14 protein-coding genes, 1 tRNA gene and 1 pseudogene are annotated in these 15,121 nt (G+C 42.7%); 13 read left to right on the top strand and 3 right to left on the bottom strand.

Translation table 11 applies throughout. The annotated features are described in order from the left end of the window. The first annotated feature begins 9 nt into the window (after positions 1-9). On the top strand, positions 10-210 hold the full coding sequence (locus tag JCM12259_RS08600) for a hypothetical protein (RefSeq protein ID WP_025066155.1): 201 nt from the start codon (positions 10-12) through the stop codon (positions 208-210). An 86-nt stretch (positions 211-296) separates the two neighbouring features. Here the strand turns inward: JCM12259_RS08600 and JCM12259_RS08595 are convergent, their stop codons facing one another. From JCM12259_RS08595 to JCM12259_RS08585, 3 genes are all read right to left on the bottom strand, one after another. Continuing rightward, positions 297-728 (bottom strand): HU family DNA-binding protein, encoded by a 432-nt coding sequence (locus JCM12259_RS08595; protein ID WP_006950643.1) that lies wholly within the window; start codon positions 726-728, stop codon positions 297-299. 288 nt (positions 729-1,016) lie between these two features. Next, on the bottom strand, positions 1,017-1,217 hold the full coding sequence (locus tag JCM12259_RS08590) for a hypothetical protein (protein ID WP_025066154.1): 201 nt from the start codon (positions 1,215-1,217) through the stop codon (positions 1,017-1,019). A gap of 12 nt (positions 1,218-1,229) precedes the next feature. Further along, positions 1,230-2,636, bottom strand: a complete 1,407-nt coding sequence (locus JCM12259_RS08585) for a leucine-rich repeat protein (RefSeq protein ID WP_025066153.1) — start codon at positions 2,634-2,636, stop codon at positions 1,230-1,232. A gap of 540 nt (positions 2,637-3,176) precedes the next feature. Between JCM12259_RS08585 and fic the strand changes: the two genes are divergently transcribed. The 12 genes and pseudogenes from fic (at position 3,177) to JCM12259_RS08520 (ending at position 14,790) form a co-directional block, all read left to right on the top strand. Continuing rightward, complete coding sequence (gene fic / locus JCM12259_RS08575; RefSeq protein ID WP_025066152.1) at positions 3,177-4,070, top strand: protein adenylyltransferase Fic; 894 nt, start codon at positions 3,177-3,179, stop codon at positions 4,068-4,070. 151 nt (positions 4,071-4,221) lie between these two features. Further along, a complete protein-coding gene (locus JCM12259_RS08570) occupies positions 4,222-4,815 on the top strand; it encodes a hypothetical protein (RefSeq protein ID WP_025066151.1) in 594 nt (197 codons plus the stop codon). A gap of 3 nt (positions 4,816-4,818) precedes the next feature. Continuing rightward, positions 4,819-6,513 carry a DEAD/DEAH box helicase gene (locus JCM12259_RS08565; protein ID WP_025066150.1) on the top strand — a complete coding sequence of 565 codons (1,695 nt, stop codon included), beginning with the start codon at positions 4,819-4,821 and terminating at the stop codon, positions 6,511-6,513. 431 nt (positions 6,514-6,944) lie between these two features. Next, entirely contained in the window at positions 6,945-8,078 is a 1,134-nt protein-coding gene (locus JCM12259_RS08560) for a S41 family peptidase (RefSeq protein ID WP_234396582.1), read from the top strand. Between the two features lie 22 nt (positions 8,079-8,100). Next, the gene (locus JCM12259_RS08555; protein WP_025066148.1) at positions 8,101-8,559 is read left to right on the top strand and encodes a DUF6078 family protein; all 459 of its coding nucleotides are present in this window, start codon (positions 8,101-8,103) and stop codon (positions 8,557-8,559) included. 192 nt (positions 8,560-8,751) lie between these two features. Next, a pseudogene (locus JCM12259_RS14625) lies at positions 8,752-9,497 on the top strand (ion transporter). A 151-nt stretch (positions 9,498-9,648) separates the two neighbouring features. Next, on the top strand, positions 9,649-10,467 hold the full coding sequence (locus tag JCM12259_RS14620; RefSeq protein WP_148299603.1) for a DUF6261 family protein: 819 nt from the start codon (positions 9,649-9,651) through the stop codon (positions 10,465-10,467). Positions 10,468-10,694: 227 nt separating this feature from the next. Further along, the gene (serC, locus tag JCM12259_RS08540) at positions 10,695-11,762 is read left to right on the top strand and encodes a 3-phosphoserine/phosphohydroxythreonine transaminase (protein ID WP_025066147.1); all 1,068 of its coding nucleotides are present in this window, start codon (positions 10,695-10,697) and stop codon (positions 11,760-11,762) included. An 86-nt stretch (positions 11,763-11,848) separates the two neighbouring features. Continuing rightward, the gene (locus JCM12259_RS08535) at positions 11,849-12,766 is read left to right on the top strand and encodes an NAD(P)-dependent oxidoreductase (RefSeq protein WP_025066146.1); all 918 of its coding nucleotides are present in this window, start codon (positions 11,849-11,851) and stop codon (positions 12,764-12,766) included. 7 nt (positions 12,767-12,773) lie between these two features. Further along, positions 12,774-14,021 (top strand): DUF1015 domain-containing protein, encoded by a 1,248-nt coding sequence (locus tag JCM12259_RS08530; protein ID WP_025066145.1) that lies wholly within the window; start codon positions 12,774-12,776, stop codon positions 14,019-14,021. Between the two features lie 23 nt (positions 14,022-14,044). Next, a complete protein-coding gene (locus JCM12259_RS08525) occupies positions 14,045-14,629 on the top strand; it encodes an IMPACT family protein (RefSeq protein ID WP_025066144.1) in 585 nt (194 codons plus the stop codon). Between the two features lie 73 nt (positions 14,630-14,702). After that, positions 14,703-14,790: transfer RNA gene (locus JCM12259_RS08520), tRNA-Ser, on the top strand. Positions 14,791-15,121: the final 331 nt, after the last annotated feature.

The raw sequence follows: 15,121 nt of genomic DNA, 5'->3' as shown, positions 1-15,121 counted from the left end.
GGCAATAATATGTTCAAGACAAAGGAAGAAGTAACTAAGGCATTAACTCTCACAAAATTGTTCTTTCATAAAGAAATTATAAAACAAGGGAATTATGTCCCCTCTGAGATTGCTTTTTATTTAGGTTTAATAGACAACGCTATTTTATATATTGATCCTAAAGCAAATATTAATCAGCTTTGTCGTGAAGTTAAAAAGGTAAAAGAATAAAAAACTTCTTTACTTAGAACACAAAAAAGGGTGAAAAGACGCATCGGCATCTTTTCACCCTTTCACCTTTTCAATTCTTCACCTTTCTACGGTTTCGGCGTTTTCGGCTTTTTATTCAAGTCCTTCCGTTTCGGATTATCCACCTCCACCTCGATTTTACCGAGCGCCTTGCGGATAGCATCCTTCCACGTCACGATGATACGAGGGCGTTTCAGCGCAGAGGCAACCGTCACGTCCTCCTCCTTCTCCAGCATCCGCGAGGGAATGGTAGTGCGAAGCGAAAAGATGTCGCCCAAGTCGAGCGAACCGCCCATCGTCACCACCTCTACCACGATGTTGCGCAGCGTGATAAACACGTTCCTCACATCGCCCTCGCTCAACGACGTTTCGCGCACGATGCGGTCGATAAGCCACTCTTGCGAGAACTTCATCGGAGCCTTCTGCACCGCTCCATACCCCTTCTGCCCCTTGCGCGGGCCTACTCTGAGAATACTCTCAACTACTTTAAAACTAATCATGTTTTCTTATGTATTAAATGAATAATGTGGGACTCTGCCGTTGGACTTTGCCCCGTTAACGTGTTCTGTTTCTGCGCATGTTTTGCACCCATACTTAAACCCCTTTTGGATGGATACTTAAGGTACCGGAGGACTGATACTTAAACTCGTCGAGGACTTTAACTTAGACTCCCAGAGGACTTTAACTTAGAGTCCCGGAGGAGTGATACTTAGCATCTTCAAGGAGTGATACCGAGACTCCCTCACGACCCCCAATAACAGTCCTCCGATACCTCTAATATCTATCCCTTAGTCCTCCCAAGGCGAGTAGCCCGCCATGCCTTGTTCATTCTCTTCGTCTTCTTCATCGAAAAATCCGCCTTTGGCCTCGCCGCCACCGCCAGGGCCTCCGCCCGGAGATATGGGCAGAGAGATGGTTTGCATCACAGCGTCGATGTCGTTGATATGAATCACCTCGATGCGGGGTGAGATGTATGTTTGCTTTTTCATTTCTTTCCTCCTTTAGAATTTATAAAACTTCTTGCCGTTGATGATATACATTTCGCCGCCGGGCAGGGCATTGTAGTCGGTGCCCACGTATCGACCGTCGAGCGTGTAGATGCGATGCATGTTGCTCTTCAGGTCGGTTTCGGTATCGTTCTCCAATTGGCGGATGTCGGTTGTACCGCTCTCATTGTCAAACACCATTGTAAAGCCTTTGGCGGGTGCCGTGCCCGACTTGCTGTAGACGAAGCAACGGAAAGGGGCGATGTAATCGTTGGCTATGCCGTTCTGCACGGGATACCACTTGTTGCCACTTAGATAGTAGGCTTTCTTGGCAGTGGCGGCGGCGCTGTCGATGCGCTCGGTGGTGCCGCAGAAGGCCCAGTCGCCATCGTCGGTGGCAAGGGTTTCGGTGGTGTAGCCGGCTGGACTTACGGGCACTTCTACGTTCGTCATCACGGGCAGGGTGTGGGCGGTTCCGTCGGTGATGCGCACAAGGTAGGGCTTGTTGGCTTCAAGACGGGTTCCCGTAGGCAAAGCGCGGAAGTAGAATGCCTTAGAAGTACCTATGGAGAGGTCTTTCTTCACCAGTTCGTAGGCTTGCATGCCGTTGGGCAGGTCGGTGGGATAGGGCAAAAAGAGGGTGCTCACGCTCTTGCCGCTGGTGTTGGAAAATACGCGGTCGCACTGGGCCGTCTCGGCCGTGAAAGCGTAGGGGATGCGGTAGCTGTAGGCATCGTACACCTTAAATACTTTGCACTTGTCTTTGTGAATGATGTTTTCCTCATTCAAATCACATAGACTTCCCATACCGTCTGAAAGATACACAAGAGTGTGGTTCGCAACCTTTTCGTATGGTGTGAACCCCATTATTCTACTCCATTTCCCATAGGGCGCAGCACCGCCATTACTACTTTTCAGATCAATGTATCTCAGATTATCACAATTGGAAAATGGCTGAACAAACGTTGCCGAGTTTGTATTGATAATCTTCACAGCCTCTAAGTTCGTGCAATTGGAAAAAACACCGCCACCAGGACCACCACCATACAACTGGACGATAGAACTTGGAAGCACTAATTCGCCAGACAATCCTGTACAATTATAGAACGCTCCTCTAGTTATGAACCTAATACCTTCAGGGATCGTCAATTTCGTGATGCCTGTATAATTGATAAATGCTCCATCGATACTCTGAACAGGATAATTATTTGTTCCGTCATTGACTGTTGTCGGAATATTTAACTCGCCAGTGAACGATGTTGCTCCAAGCACTTCGCCCTTAATCGTTGCAGTTGAACCGTTTGTCCAACATTTCCAAGTAACTCCATTAGCGGTACAGGTAAAGTCGCCCGATTGCCCGAACATGACAGTTGGCAATAGCGTTGCTATCAGTAGCAACATTCCTTTGAATTTCTTCTTCATATTCTCTTTATTTTATCGTAAATGTTTAACCTGAATATCTTCATTAATCATCGTTATTTGCCTCTTGCGTGGCTTGGCAAAAGGGCACGAAAAAGCGAACAAAGGGAACCCTTACGAGCCCTTTGTTTATGGGAGTTACGACACGCTTCGCGCGCGCGTAAGCGAAAGTAAAAAATGTGTAGTTAGACGCTAGGTGCGAATGTGTGTGTGTGTGTTAGCAAATTATTTGGAACCACCAAATAATCGGGCACAAAAATAACAGAAAAGTTCTCGCCTTTCTGCCTCGGCATTGCACCATGTCTATTGCTCATGATGCCTTGTCTATTGTTCACTGCACCCTGTCTATTGTTCATTGTGCCTCGTATCATCTTGCTATTGATAACACTCTTACATTTCACGGCGCAAAGATAACACAATCTTTCCGAACTGCCAAATAATCAGAAAAGAAATCTCCTTTTTCTTCTCATTCATCCCTCCTAACACAATGATATTTACTATCTTTGCAAACAAATAATACTAAGGCGAGTAACGCATTATACGATGGAAAGGCATAAAGAACAACCTAAAAAATCAATCCACTTCTTCAACGACCGTGAAGTAAGGGCGATATGGGACGATGAACACAGTAAGTGGTGGTTCTCTGTGCTGGACATCATTGCGGCAATTAACGAGCAAGACGATTATCAAAAGACAAGGAACTATTGGAAGTATCTCAAAACCAAACTAAGAAAAGAAAATAATCAGTTGGTTAGTGCTACTAACCAACTGAAGCTAAAAGCCTCTGACGGGAAGTCTTATAAGACAGATACGTTTGATGCAGAGGGTGTAACCCTTTTGGCAAAGCATATCAACAATACCAAGGCTACAAACTTTCTTGACTGGTTCCTCTATAGTGATAACACTATTGACGGACAGAGCAAGAAAAAAGCTTATCAACTCTTTGAAAGTGGTATCTTAAAGGCTGTAGACCCAGGTACTATCAAATGTCTACAACAGATACACGCTTATCTCTTTGGAGGACTGTATGACTTTGCAGGGCAGATACGTACCAAGAATATTTCAAAAGGTGGTTTTACCTTTACTAATTGTATGCACTTCCCTGAAACCCTGCAAACAATAGAGCGAATGCCAGAAACAACCTTCGACGAGATAATGGACAAATATGTTGAAATGAATGTTGCGCATCCATTTATGGAAGGTAACGGTCGTAGCACCCGCATTTGGCTTGACCTCATGCTGAAGCGTTCTCTCAAACGGTGTGTGGATTGGAGCCAGATAAACAAGAACGACTATCTGTCGGCAATGCGTGAGAGTGTAGCAGATAGCACGCTCATCAAGACTTTGGTACTGCCTGCACTCACCACTAAGATTGATGACCGAGAAATGTTCATGAAAGGTATTGATTATTCGTATTATTATGAGCAGAATGATTAATTCGTTGAATGGACACATTATAGATAACTTAAAACTTAATCCCCTCTCAACGACCTGTACTCACAACTAGGGAAGTAATCTTCAAAAGGATTGAGGAGAGGCATTATTGTGGAGGATATAATAAATTTCTAATCACTAGATCTCTTTACTTATGGCATGGATAAATAAATTTCTCGTAAAACTTATTCCTTCTATCAATAAGCAATTTTTTAAACAAATAGAAGAAATAAACAATCTAAAAACCTATATTTCTAAGTTGGAAAGTAAATTAACAAAAAACCAAACAGAGTATAGGGTAGAAATAGCACAAAAGATAGAAGAACTCTATTCGTCTAAAAATCAAATTTTAGATTTGACTAAACAATTAGATGAAAGTATTGCATTAGCAAAAGGACAAAAAGAGACAATTCTATTAATGACAAAAGATCTCGATAAGTTGGAAGAGTTGGAAAATAAAGTGAGAAAATATGAAAGTTCATATGAAATCCGTAGTTTGAAAGCAACAAATGAATTTCAAAGGGAAAAGATTTCTAAATTGCAAAGCCGTATTCCTTTGATAGAACGGTTACATACACGCAGTTATAAAGAAATGGATGAATTTAGGAATAAATTTATAGATGACTTAGAAAAAGAAATCTTAATGTATAAAAGAAGAGTCATAGAATTAGAACAAATTAATTCAGAAATTCTAAAAAAACTCCAAGTTTTGGAAAAAGAAAACTTCAATAAATTTAATCCTAAATAACCTATGGAACAATCTCTTTACAAAGAAACGGCAGAAAGACTCATTAATCATTTTCAATTATCAACTAGATTTATAAATAAGCTTGCCGAAGAGCGTCAAATATCCGATTTAATTTCTATCCTCAATATAAACCTGTCTAAATATGAAAAGTTGGAACTAATATTGAGGATGGAAGGAGGTGATTTCTTTGCAGGAAGTAAGCCTACAACTAAAGAATTACGACAAAAAATAATAGAAAAATGGGACGTTGTAGATAGGGATATGGCATTTAATATACGCTGTAATTCAAATGGGAAAAGTGAGTATCATAAATCAAGAAAACTCTCTGCTTTAAATTGGCATCGCGGTGGACAATGGGCTAAAGATTTTATGATCAATTCTGGTATAGATACTGCTTTCAGTGGCAAAAAGACAATTCCTATAAACTATGAAGACTATGAGGATGTAGAACCTTATAAGAAACTACCAGAATTGAAGATATATCAAGAGAACTTAAAAGATGAACTAAAACAAGCTTTAGCAGAAAGTGGTGATGATGCAAAATGCTTAATAAGCCTTCCAACAGGAGCTGGAAAAACAAGAATTGCAGTAGAGGCATATACAGAATATTTGCGCCCAAGATTTTATGAAGGCAAATTTCTAATTTGGATTGCTCAAAGTGAAGAATTATGCGAACAAGCGATTGCCACATTTCAGCAAATATGGCAACATAAAGAATTTACAGAAAGTCTTAGAATATATCGTTATTATGGTAAACATGAATTAAATGAAAACACATTGATTGGTGGTATTGTCGTATGTAGTATTTCTAAAATTTATTATGCAATAAAGAAAGGAGAAAATGTCAATGTAAATCTAATAATAGAGAATTGTGGTGCTTGTATTATTGACGAGGCTCATCGCGCAGTAACTCAGATGTATGAAACATTTTATAAATATAGTCAGAAAATTAGAGGTGAAAAGATTTTCCCTATATGTGGCTTAACTGCTACACCAGGAAGAAACGATGACATAAATAAACTTACTAAATTCTTTATTTTCAAACTAATAACACCTTGTTTGCCAATGAAATACCAACAAACACCCATAGATTATTTTAGAGATAAAGGTTATTTAGCACGTCCTATTCATAAAATTATTACTACAGGAGAAACGTATATAATTACATTTGAGGGTGGAGAAGCTAATCCTTCATTAGAATTTCTTGAAAAAGAAATGGAAAATAGAGGCTGTAAAATGTTAGCAAAAAGTGTAAAAAGGAACAAAAAGATACTAGACGTTCTAATATCTGTTAAAGAGAAACAGACTATAGTTTATTCTTGTAATGTTGAACATGCTAACCTTTTAACAGCAGCACTAATTGTAAAAGGAATTCAAGCTGCTGCTATTACAGCAGAAACCCCAAGACATAAGCGATTAGTTTATATTGATAAATTTAGGAAAGGGGAACTTCAAATGTTAGTGAATCACAGTGTACTAACAACTGGTTTTGATGCTCCTAAAACAAATAACATTGTAATTTGCAGACCTATATTTAGCGATATTCTTTATGAACAAATTGTTGGTCGTGGTTTAAGAGGCCCAAAGTTTGGAGGAACAGAAACCTGCAATATAATTGATTTCTCAGATAATTTAGGAAGATTTGGTGACCAGCAATCTTATCACCGTTTTGAAGAGTTCTGGGAAAAAGACACATAATAAAAACAATATTAGATGAGGTGCACCTCATCTAATATCTGGTAAAAACCTTGGATGGAATAAATTTTTCTTTTAGACCACCCTGACTAGTCCTTGTACAATGCAAAGATATAAATAATTATGTATAATTCAAAATGTTTTCATTCTTTTTAGGAAAATATGTTTATCATATTTAGGGTGACAACATCCAAGATGTTTTCTAATCAATACTACTCAAAATGAGGAGACATTTTTGTACCATAAGAATATAATCCACTGATAATCAGTGCAGGATAAGTTTGAGGAAGTGAAGTAAAAGTGCTAATAAACGCTAATCAAAAATAATTAAATCTTGTCGTTTTAAAAATATGAAAAAGGAAAAGAAGAGGGAGTGTGGAATAAAATATATAACTTTGCAAAGTTAAGATCAAGTGCCGAACAAGAAGTAGCCATTGATAAAAATATTTTTAAAGTATAATCCATCTGAACAACAATATATTAAAATTATGAACTTAAGATTGTTCCTTGTTTCTTTTGCTTTATGTTGTACTTCTACATCATTTGCAATACATCCTGACAGCATAAATCATAATCTAGAAGATTATCAATATCTAACAAGATTTACTGAAGCTAATCTTGCTACTTATCCATATATTCACAAAATGTATGGTAAGGAATACGCCAAGCTTAAAAAGTCGATCAAGCGACATTTGCTGAAAGGTCAAGATATAGAAACCGCAACTTGTGACTATGTATTTTGGTTCTTCTCTCAATTCGATACGCATTTTATAGTTGACCGACATCGATTCTGGCAAGAATATGACCGAAGGGTCCATCCCAAATATAATGAGAAGATGGAGTATGACCCTCAACCCCTTGCATGTATGCTTGATGCAGATACTTATCTGGTAAGAATACCATCTTGCAGTGGTCAGAATCCCACTTACGCATGGGTCGATAGTGTTGCCCAAGCCTATAAAAGGATGAATTGTCCATATCTCATTTTAGATATTCGAGGTAATTCTGGGGGAAATGATGCCATTTGGGAACCTTTTCTTGAGATACTCGCAGACCATCAACCCAAGAAACCTTGGAGAGTACTATTCAGAAACACCCCCATGAACAGGAAAGTACTCATTAAACAAGGTGATACAAATATCGTAGAGAAAGCCCGTCAATCGAAAGCACAGTTTGTGCCATTGTCAGAAGAGAACAATAACGAGGATATGCCTTTCATAGCAAGCAATTTAAAAAAGGCGGCAATTCTCGTTGATAGCAGAACAGCAAGTTCTGGAGAAACCTTAGCTCGTTTTGTAAAAGACTATTGCCATCGTGGAAAAATATATGGACAAGACAATACCAGCGGGGCAAACCTATCGGGTAACATCGCTCCATTTCAACTGCCACATAGTGGGATTACTTGCTATTATCCAGTTTGCGTTGACGAAGACTTCGCTTTAGTCTGTAAAACAAAAGAAATAGGAATCAAGCCAGATATAAAGATTCCAATATCACTTCCTGTCTCTCTCAAAGATAATATTGACACATGGGTCGTATGGGTTGCAAAGAAATTGAAATCAAACTGATACCATAAAAACATCTACCCCCATGACCCAAGAAGAATACAACCAATTAGACTCCGACTTTGCGCACTGCGCAGGCACCCATTGCGAGAAAGCTGGCAAATGCCTGCGCCACACTGCCTACAAGATGCTGGCAGGGAATGGGAATGAAACCTATACGGTGGTGAATCCTGCCGTGATAAAGGGGACGCAGCCCTGCCCGTTCTTCGAGCCCGACCGCAAGGAACGCTTTGCGTGGGGCATATCGAGCATCTACAACAACGTGCGGGCGGCTGACTTGCGCCGTGCCCGACACGAAGTAATGGCGTGCTTTGGCTCGGAAGTCTACTACAAGGTAAAGCAGCAGCGACGCGCCATTACGGAGGAAGAGCAGGAAATGGTTCGCCTCTCGTTTACTGAAATGGGCTACGACGGCAGTGCCATCGAGTTCGACCGCTATGAAGAACAATACTCCGCACTGATGCGGTTGGCAAGATACAAGTAGGTATCTCGTCTCCATACTTGACATATTCTGACAGCTCCTTAATAGGTTCTTACGGAAAGATACATAACATACGACTTTGGACACGTTTGTCCAATGGGTTGGACTAACGTGTCCAATTAATTGGATTAACGTGTCCAGCGAGTTGGACAAATGTGTCCAATTTCGTTGGTTCGGAAGAAATCATTTAGCAATATGAATAGACAGAAGATAGCAAACATTATTGACCGACAATCGCATACCGACTGGATATGCACGGCTTACGACTGGTTTATGGTACTTGCCATTCTCGTAAGCTCCTGCCGCTTATGTTCATGAAGTCGCACAAGGCGTTTTGGTACACGGAACTCGGCTCAACGCTCGTGTTCATCATCGACTACCTGCTGAGGTGGGGTACGGCTGACATTAGGAACAACAATCGCAAGACGGCGTTTCTTACCTATCCGTTTTCTTTTATGGCAATCATAGACCTGCTGTCCATCTTGCCTGCCGTTACGCTGCTCAACCCAGCCTTCAAGCTGTTCCGCTTCGTGCGTCTGCTGAGGCTGACAAGGGTGCTGAAGATATTTGGAATATCGAGCAAGATGCGCCTGTTCCTGTCCATACTCTACAAGGAGCGTCAGGTGCTGTCCTCCGTTCTGGTATTGGCACTGATTTACATTTTTGTAACGGCACTCATACTGTTCAATGTCGAGCCGCACGTAAATCCATATACCCATCAGCATACGTTCCATTCTTTTTTCGATGCCCTGTATTGGGCAACCGTAACGCTCACCACCGTTGGCTATGGCGACATGTGTCCCGTTACCGACGTCGGCCGCTTCGTAAGCATGCTCTCCTCGCTGTTTGGCATCGCCGTAATCGCGCTGCCTTCCGGCGTGATAACCGCCCGTTATCTCGATGAGTTGCGGAAGGGGAGGGACAGGCATTCAGAAGTATAAAAGCCATCTTCGTGATGTTGAGAAGAATGGCACTATGCCTATCATACAAAGCCTTTCAGATAGTCAAATAACAGAATAGCACACAAAGCTATTGTATTTTTAACTGGTGACGGCGGTGGATAAACAGAAGCTGCACCTGACGGACGACCTGTTGACGACCTGGAGCAGGTGTCTGGAGCTGGAAACGGATATCAACAAACAGGCTGTGGCTACGACGCAGACCGATCGGATGAAAGCGCTCGACAAGCAGCGCGACGATTTGCTGACGAACCTCTTCGGCGTGGTGCGCGTGCAACAAAAGTCACCGGTGGAAGCGATTCGCAATGCGGCGAAAGAGCTGGACAAGGCTCTGGGCATCTACACCGGCATTCAATTTAAATCGGCTGACGACGAAACAGCCGACATCCGCGGCATGCTTAAAGATCTGAAGCGGTTCGCCGGCGAGGTCATCGTTTTGGGGCTAACGCCCGTCACGACAAAACTGGCCACGCTGAACGATGAATTTCAGCAGGTGTATAAGACGCGGCAAGAGAAAACGATGGACCTGAAATTGCCTTCGTCAAAAGAAGTCAGGGCACAGACCGACGCCGTCTTTTCGGTCATCTGCCTGTACATCGAAGCCAGCTATGTGTTTGCTACAACCAAGGAAGGCCACGCGCTGATTGAACGGCTGGTCGACCGTATGAATCAAGAGGCCGACCGTTTTAAAGCCACGCACAAGCAGAGTGTGGCGCAGAAAAAGAAAGGTGACGGCGAGAAGAAACCCTCGACTAACAAGAAGACGGTGGAGAAATTGCTCCCGGCCTTCGAACAGGAAAATGGCTTCGCTCCCGGCACACTTTCGCTCACCGGCAAAACGGCCAAAGACGAAGATGGCGCAAAACTCTATGAACTGAAATCCGCCAGCGGCGACACCTTTTGGGTGAAGATCGAGGATGGGAAGCTGGTGAAGGTGGAGAAGGCGAGTTAAGAGTGAAAAGGTAATTTGAACTGGAAAGGGTGAAAAGATGGCTGGAGAGCTTCTTTTCACCCTTTTGCTTTGTTGAGGTAGGCGGGTGGGCATCGTAGGCAGGGGATGTGCGCAAATCTTTTGATAAATTGTTGTTGAAATATTTGCGTATATCAGATTTAAAGCGTAACTTCGCGGCCAGAGTATTGATAAACAAATTGTCACACGTTAACTTAAAGAACAATTAGATGAAAAAGTACAACTTCAATGCAGGTCCGTCAATTCTTCCACGCGAAGTGATTGAAAACACAGCCAAACAGATTTTGGATTTCAATGGTAGCGGACTGTCTTTGATGGAGATTAGCCATCGAGCAAAAGACTTTCAACCGGTTTTGGATGAGGCAGTAGCATTGTTTAAGGAATTGCTCTCTATCCCCGAAGGTTATTCTGTGATCTTCTTGGGTGGTGGTGCTTCCTTGCAATTCTATCAGGTGCCTTGCAACTTCCTGATCAAAAAGGCTGCGTATATCAACACGGGTACGTGGGCTAACAAGGCGCTGAAAGAAGCCAAACGCGTTGGCGAGGCTTTGGAACTCGCATCGTCTGCTGATGCCAATTTCTCTTACATTCCCAAAGGTTGGACCGTTCCGACAGATGTTGACTATCTGCACATCACGACCAATAACACGATCTATGGCACGGAGCTTCGCAAAGATCCCGAAGTGAGCGTCCGGCTGATCGGCGACATGTCTTCGGATATATTCAGTCGTCCGGTTGATGTGGCCAAATATGATTGCATTTATGGTGGTGCTCAGAAGAATTTGGCGATGGCTGGTGTAACCTTTGTTATCGTGAAGGATGACAAGTTGGGTCGTGCTCCGCGCGAGATTCCCACGATGTTGGATTATCGCACACACGTGGAGAAGGGTTCTATGTTTAATACTCCTCCTGTTGTTCCTATCTATTCGGCTTTGGAAACGCTGCGCTGGATCAAGAGAAACGGCGGTGTTGAGGCTATGAATAAGCTTGCCGACGAGCGTGCAGATCTGTTGTATGGCGAGATTGACCGCAACAAACTCTTCCGCGGAACTGTGAAAGAAGAGGATCGCTCTCGGATGAATATCTGCTTCGTGATGAACGATGAATATAAGGAATTGGAGAAGCCTTTCTTTGATTTCGCAACAGAGCGCGGTATGGTCGGCATCAAGGGCCATCGCTCGGTAGGCGGTTTCCGTGCAAGTTGCTACAATGCGCAACCTATTGAAGGTGTGCGTGAGCTGATCAAAACAATGAAAGATTTTGAGGCAGCACATTGATGAAAGTAATGATGAGATATGGGAGGGATTGATGTCCGCCCCATATCTCTTTTACAAATTATTAACCCAAGAAACAAAAGAACACAATGAAAGTTTTAGTAGCTACGGAGAAGCCGTTTGCTTCGACCGCGATCAATGGAATCAGAAAGGAAATAGAGAGTGCTGGACATGAACTGGTACTCTTGGAAAAGTATACGGACGTTCAGCAATTGCTCGATGCCGTGAAAGATGCAGATGCAATGATTGTACGTTCCGATAAAGTTACGCCCGCTGTGCTCGATGCAGCCAAACAGTTGAAAATCGTTGTACGGGCTGGAGCGGGTTACGACTCGATCGATACAGCGTATGCAAAGACCAAAGGTGTGGTTGTAGAGAATACGCCGGGACAGAATTCCAATGCCGTTGCCGAGTTGGTGTTCGGCTTGCTGGTTTATGCTGTTCGTAATTTCTTTAATGGAAAGTCGGGCACGGAATTGATGGGTAAGAAGCTGGGTATTCTTGCCTTCGGTAATGTAGGCCGCAATGTGGCACGCGTGGCTAAGGGCTTTGGAATGGATGTTTATGCTTATGATGCTTTTTGTCCAGCCAATGTCATTGAAGAAGCTGGTGTACATGCTGTTGCCAATCAAGAAGAATTGTTCAAGACCTGCGATGTTGTTTCGCTTCATATTCCGGCAACTCCTGAAACCAAGGAGAGCATCAACTATGCTTTGGTTAATCAGATGAAAAAAGGCGGAATCCTTGTCAACACGGCACGGAAAGAAGTTATCAACGAGCCGGAATTGCTCAAATTGTTGGCTGATCGTGATGATTTGAAGTTTGTTACAGACATCAAGCCCGACGCAGATGAGGCATTCAGCAAGTTCGAAGGACGCTATTTCAGTACGCCAAAGAAGATGGGTGCTCAAACCGCAGAAGCTAACAATAATGCAGGAATTGCTGCTGCTCGGCAAATCAACGCATTCTTCAAGGATGGCTCGACTAAGTTCCAAGTAAATAAGTAATTCAACTATGGCTATAATCAAACCGTTTAAGGGGGTACGTCCGCCTAAGAATCTTGTTGAGAAAGTTGAATCCCGTCCTTATGATGTGTTGGAATCTGAGGAGGCACGAGTAGAAGCCGGTGATAACGAGATGAGCCTCTATCACATCATTAAACCAGAAATCGATTTCGAACCGGGAACATCGGAGTATGATCCTCGCGTCTATCAGAAAGCGGCCGAGAATTTCAAAGCCTTTCAAGAGAAAGGTTGGTTGGTTCAAGACGACAAAGAGCAATATTATATCTACGCACAGACAATGAACGGCAAGACACAATATGGTCTTGTGGTTGGTGCTTATGTGGATGATTATCTCAATGGCGTGATCAAAAAGCATGAATTGACACGTCGTGATAAGGAAGAGGATCGTATGAAACACGTTCGTGTGAATGATGCTAATATCGAGCCTGTGTTTTTTGCTTATCCCGACAATGATGTGCTGAACACACTCATCATGCGTTATGCTTCGACACAACCCGAATATGATTTCATTGCTCCGATTGACGGATTCCGTCACCAATTTTGGGTGATCAGTGACGATGGGGATATCCAAACCGTTACGAAAGAATTTGCTAAGATGCCGAGCCTGTATATCGCAGATGGTCATCACCGTTCTGCCGCCGCTGCACTTGTTGGTGCGGAAAAGGCTAAACAGAATCCGCGTCACACAGGCAAAGAGGAGTACAACTATTTTATGGCCGTATGTTTCCCCGCTTCTCAATTGACGATTCTCGATTACAATCGTGTCGTTAAAGATCTGAACGGAATGACATCGGAACAATTCCTCACTGCTTTGAAAGAAGATTTCGAGGTGGAATGTAAGGGAACGGAACCATACAGACCTGCTAAATTGCACGAATTCTCGTTGTATTTAGACGGTAAATGGTACAGTCTCATAGCTAAGAGAGGCACCTACGACGACACCGATCCTATCGGTGTTTTGGATGTAGACATTTCCTCGCGTCTCATCTTGGATAAGTTGCTTGGCATTAAAGATCTGCGTTCGGACAAGCGTATCGACTTTGTAGGTGGACTCCGAGGTTTGGAAGAACTGAAACGCCGTGTCGACAGTGGCGAGATGAAGATGGCTTTGGCTCTTTATCCTGTATCGATGAAACAGATTATGGATATTGCCGACAGCGGAAAGATTATGCCTCCGAAAGCCACTTGGTTCGAACCGAAGTTGCGCTCAGGATTAATCATCCATAAATTGACATAAGACGACAGAATGTTGCAAACTGCGTGATCGAGTTTAAAACAATATCGAGTAAAATAGGCGAGGGGTATTACTCTGAAAAGCGGAGTAAATTCCTCGCTTTTACGCACCATATCAGTTCAATAGAGGCCGTTAAGCCGCTCTTGGACTCTTATCGCAAGAAATATTATGATGCCCGACACGTGTGCTATGCTTACATGTTGGGCGTTGACCGCAAAGATTTCCGTGCCAATGATGACGGAGAACCTTCGGGAACAGCAGGCAAACCAATCTTAGGTCAAATCAACAGCCATGAATTGACGAATATTTTAATCGTTGTTGTGCGTTACTATGGTGATATCAATTTAGGCACAAGTGGACTGATTGTGGCTTATCGTACGGCTGCTGCCGACGCCATAGCCCATTCTGAGATTATTGACCAGCAGGTGGAAGAAACCATTACTTACGATTTTACTTACCCCATGATGAATGATGTTATGCGGATCGTAAAAGAAATGTCTCCCAAGATCATCAGTCAGCATTTCGACAATACCTGCACAATAACGCTCTCTATCAGGAAGTCTGAAATCGAACTATTGCGCAATAAATTAAAGAATTTATCCTTTGGATGAATCGAAGAAGAGATTATTTAGCATTTTATTTTGCAGTATCGGTGAAATTCACTACTTTTGCATTCGCAAGAAAGGAAGGTTGGCAGAGTGACCGAATGCGCTGGACTCGAAATCCGGTATACCCCTTTCGGGTATCGGGGGTTTGAATCCCTCACCTTCCGCACAATGGAAAAATCCTCTGTTCGATGTTTAGAGGTGCAACTCTGAATCCTTTAAGTCTTTATTCTTACTTGAAGTCTTTTTATACTAACAATTGGTATAAGAGACATTAAACAAATTAAAGAACTTCTATTATTTTTATTAGCTATCTTCACGTTTCAACTGAAAATTGCGAAAAACAGCGTTCCCTCCGGGGGGAAAATCAAAAAACCACGAAAGCAGCGTTTCCCTCCGGAGGGAAAACGAAAAAACTGCGAAAGCAGCGTTTCCCCCCGGAGGGAAAACGAAAAAACTGCGAAAACAGCATTTCCCTCCGGAGGGAAAATCAAAAAA

This window comes from Hoylesella enoeca JCM 12259 (assembly GCF_000613405.1).
Lineage (GTDB): Bacteria > Bacteroidota > Bacteroidia > Bacteroidales > Bacteroidaceae > Prevotella > Prevotella enoeca.
The sequence above is the reverse complement of the archived record's forward strand: the minus strand, read 5'-3'. Positions and strand labels throughout refer to the sequence as shown.

Coding starts and splice junctions, on each gene's coding strand:
- JCM12259_RS08600 (WP_025066155.1), top strand. CDS start 10: ATGTTCAAGACAAAGGAAGAAGTAACTAAGGCATTAACTCTCACAAAA.
- JCM12259_RS08595 (WP_006950643.1), bottom strand. CDS start 728: ATGATTAGTTTTAAAGTAGTTGAGAGTATTCTCAGAGTAGGCCCGCGC.
- JCM12259_RS08590 (WP_025066154.1), bottom strand. CDS start 1,217: ATGAAAAAGCAAACATACATCTCACCCCGCATCGAGGTGATTCATATC.
- JCM12259_RS08585 (WP_025066153.1), bottom strand. CDS start 2,636: ATGAAGAAGAAATTCAAAGGAATGTTGCTACTGATAGCAACGCTATTG.
- fic (WP_025066152.1), top strand. CDS start 3,177: ATGGAAAGGCATAAAGAACAACCTAAAAAATCAATCCACTTCTTCAAC.
- JCM12259_RS08570 (WP_025066151.1), top strand. CDS start 4,222: ATGGCATGGATAAATAAATTTCTCGTAAAACTTATTCCTTCTATCAAT.
- JCM12259_RS08565 (WP_025066150.1), top strand. CDS start 4,819: ATGGAACAATCTCTTTACAAAGAAACGGCAGAAAGACTCATTAATCAT.
- JCM12259_RS08555 (WP_025066148.1), top strand. CDS start 8,101: ATGACCCAAGAAGAATACAACCAATTAGACTCCGACTTTGCGCACTGC.
- serC (WP_025066147.1), top strand. CDS start 10,695: ATGAAAAAGTACAACTTCAATGCAGGTCCGTCAATTCTTCCACGCGAA.
- JCM12259_RS08535 (WP_025066146.1), top strand. CDS start 11,849: ATGAAAGTTTTAGTAGCTACGGAGAAGCCGTTTGCTTCGACCGCGATC.
- JCM12259_RS08530 (WP_025066145.1), top strand. CDS start 12,774: ATGGCTATAATCAAACCGTTTAAGGGGGTACGTCCGCCTAAGAATCTT.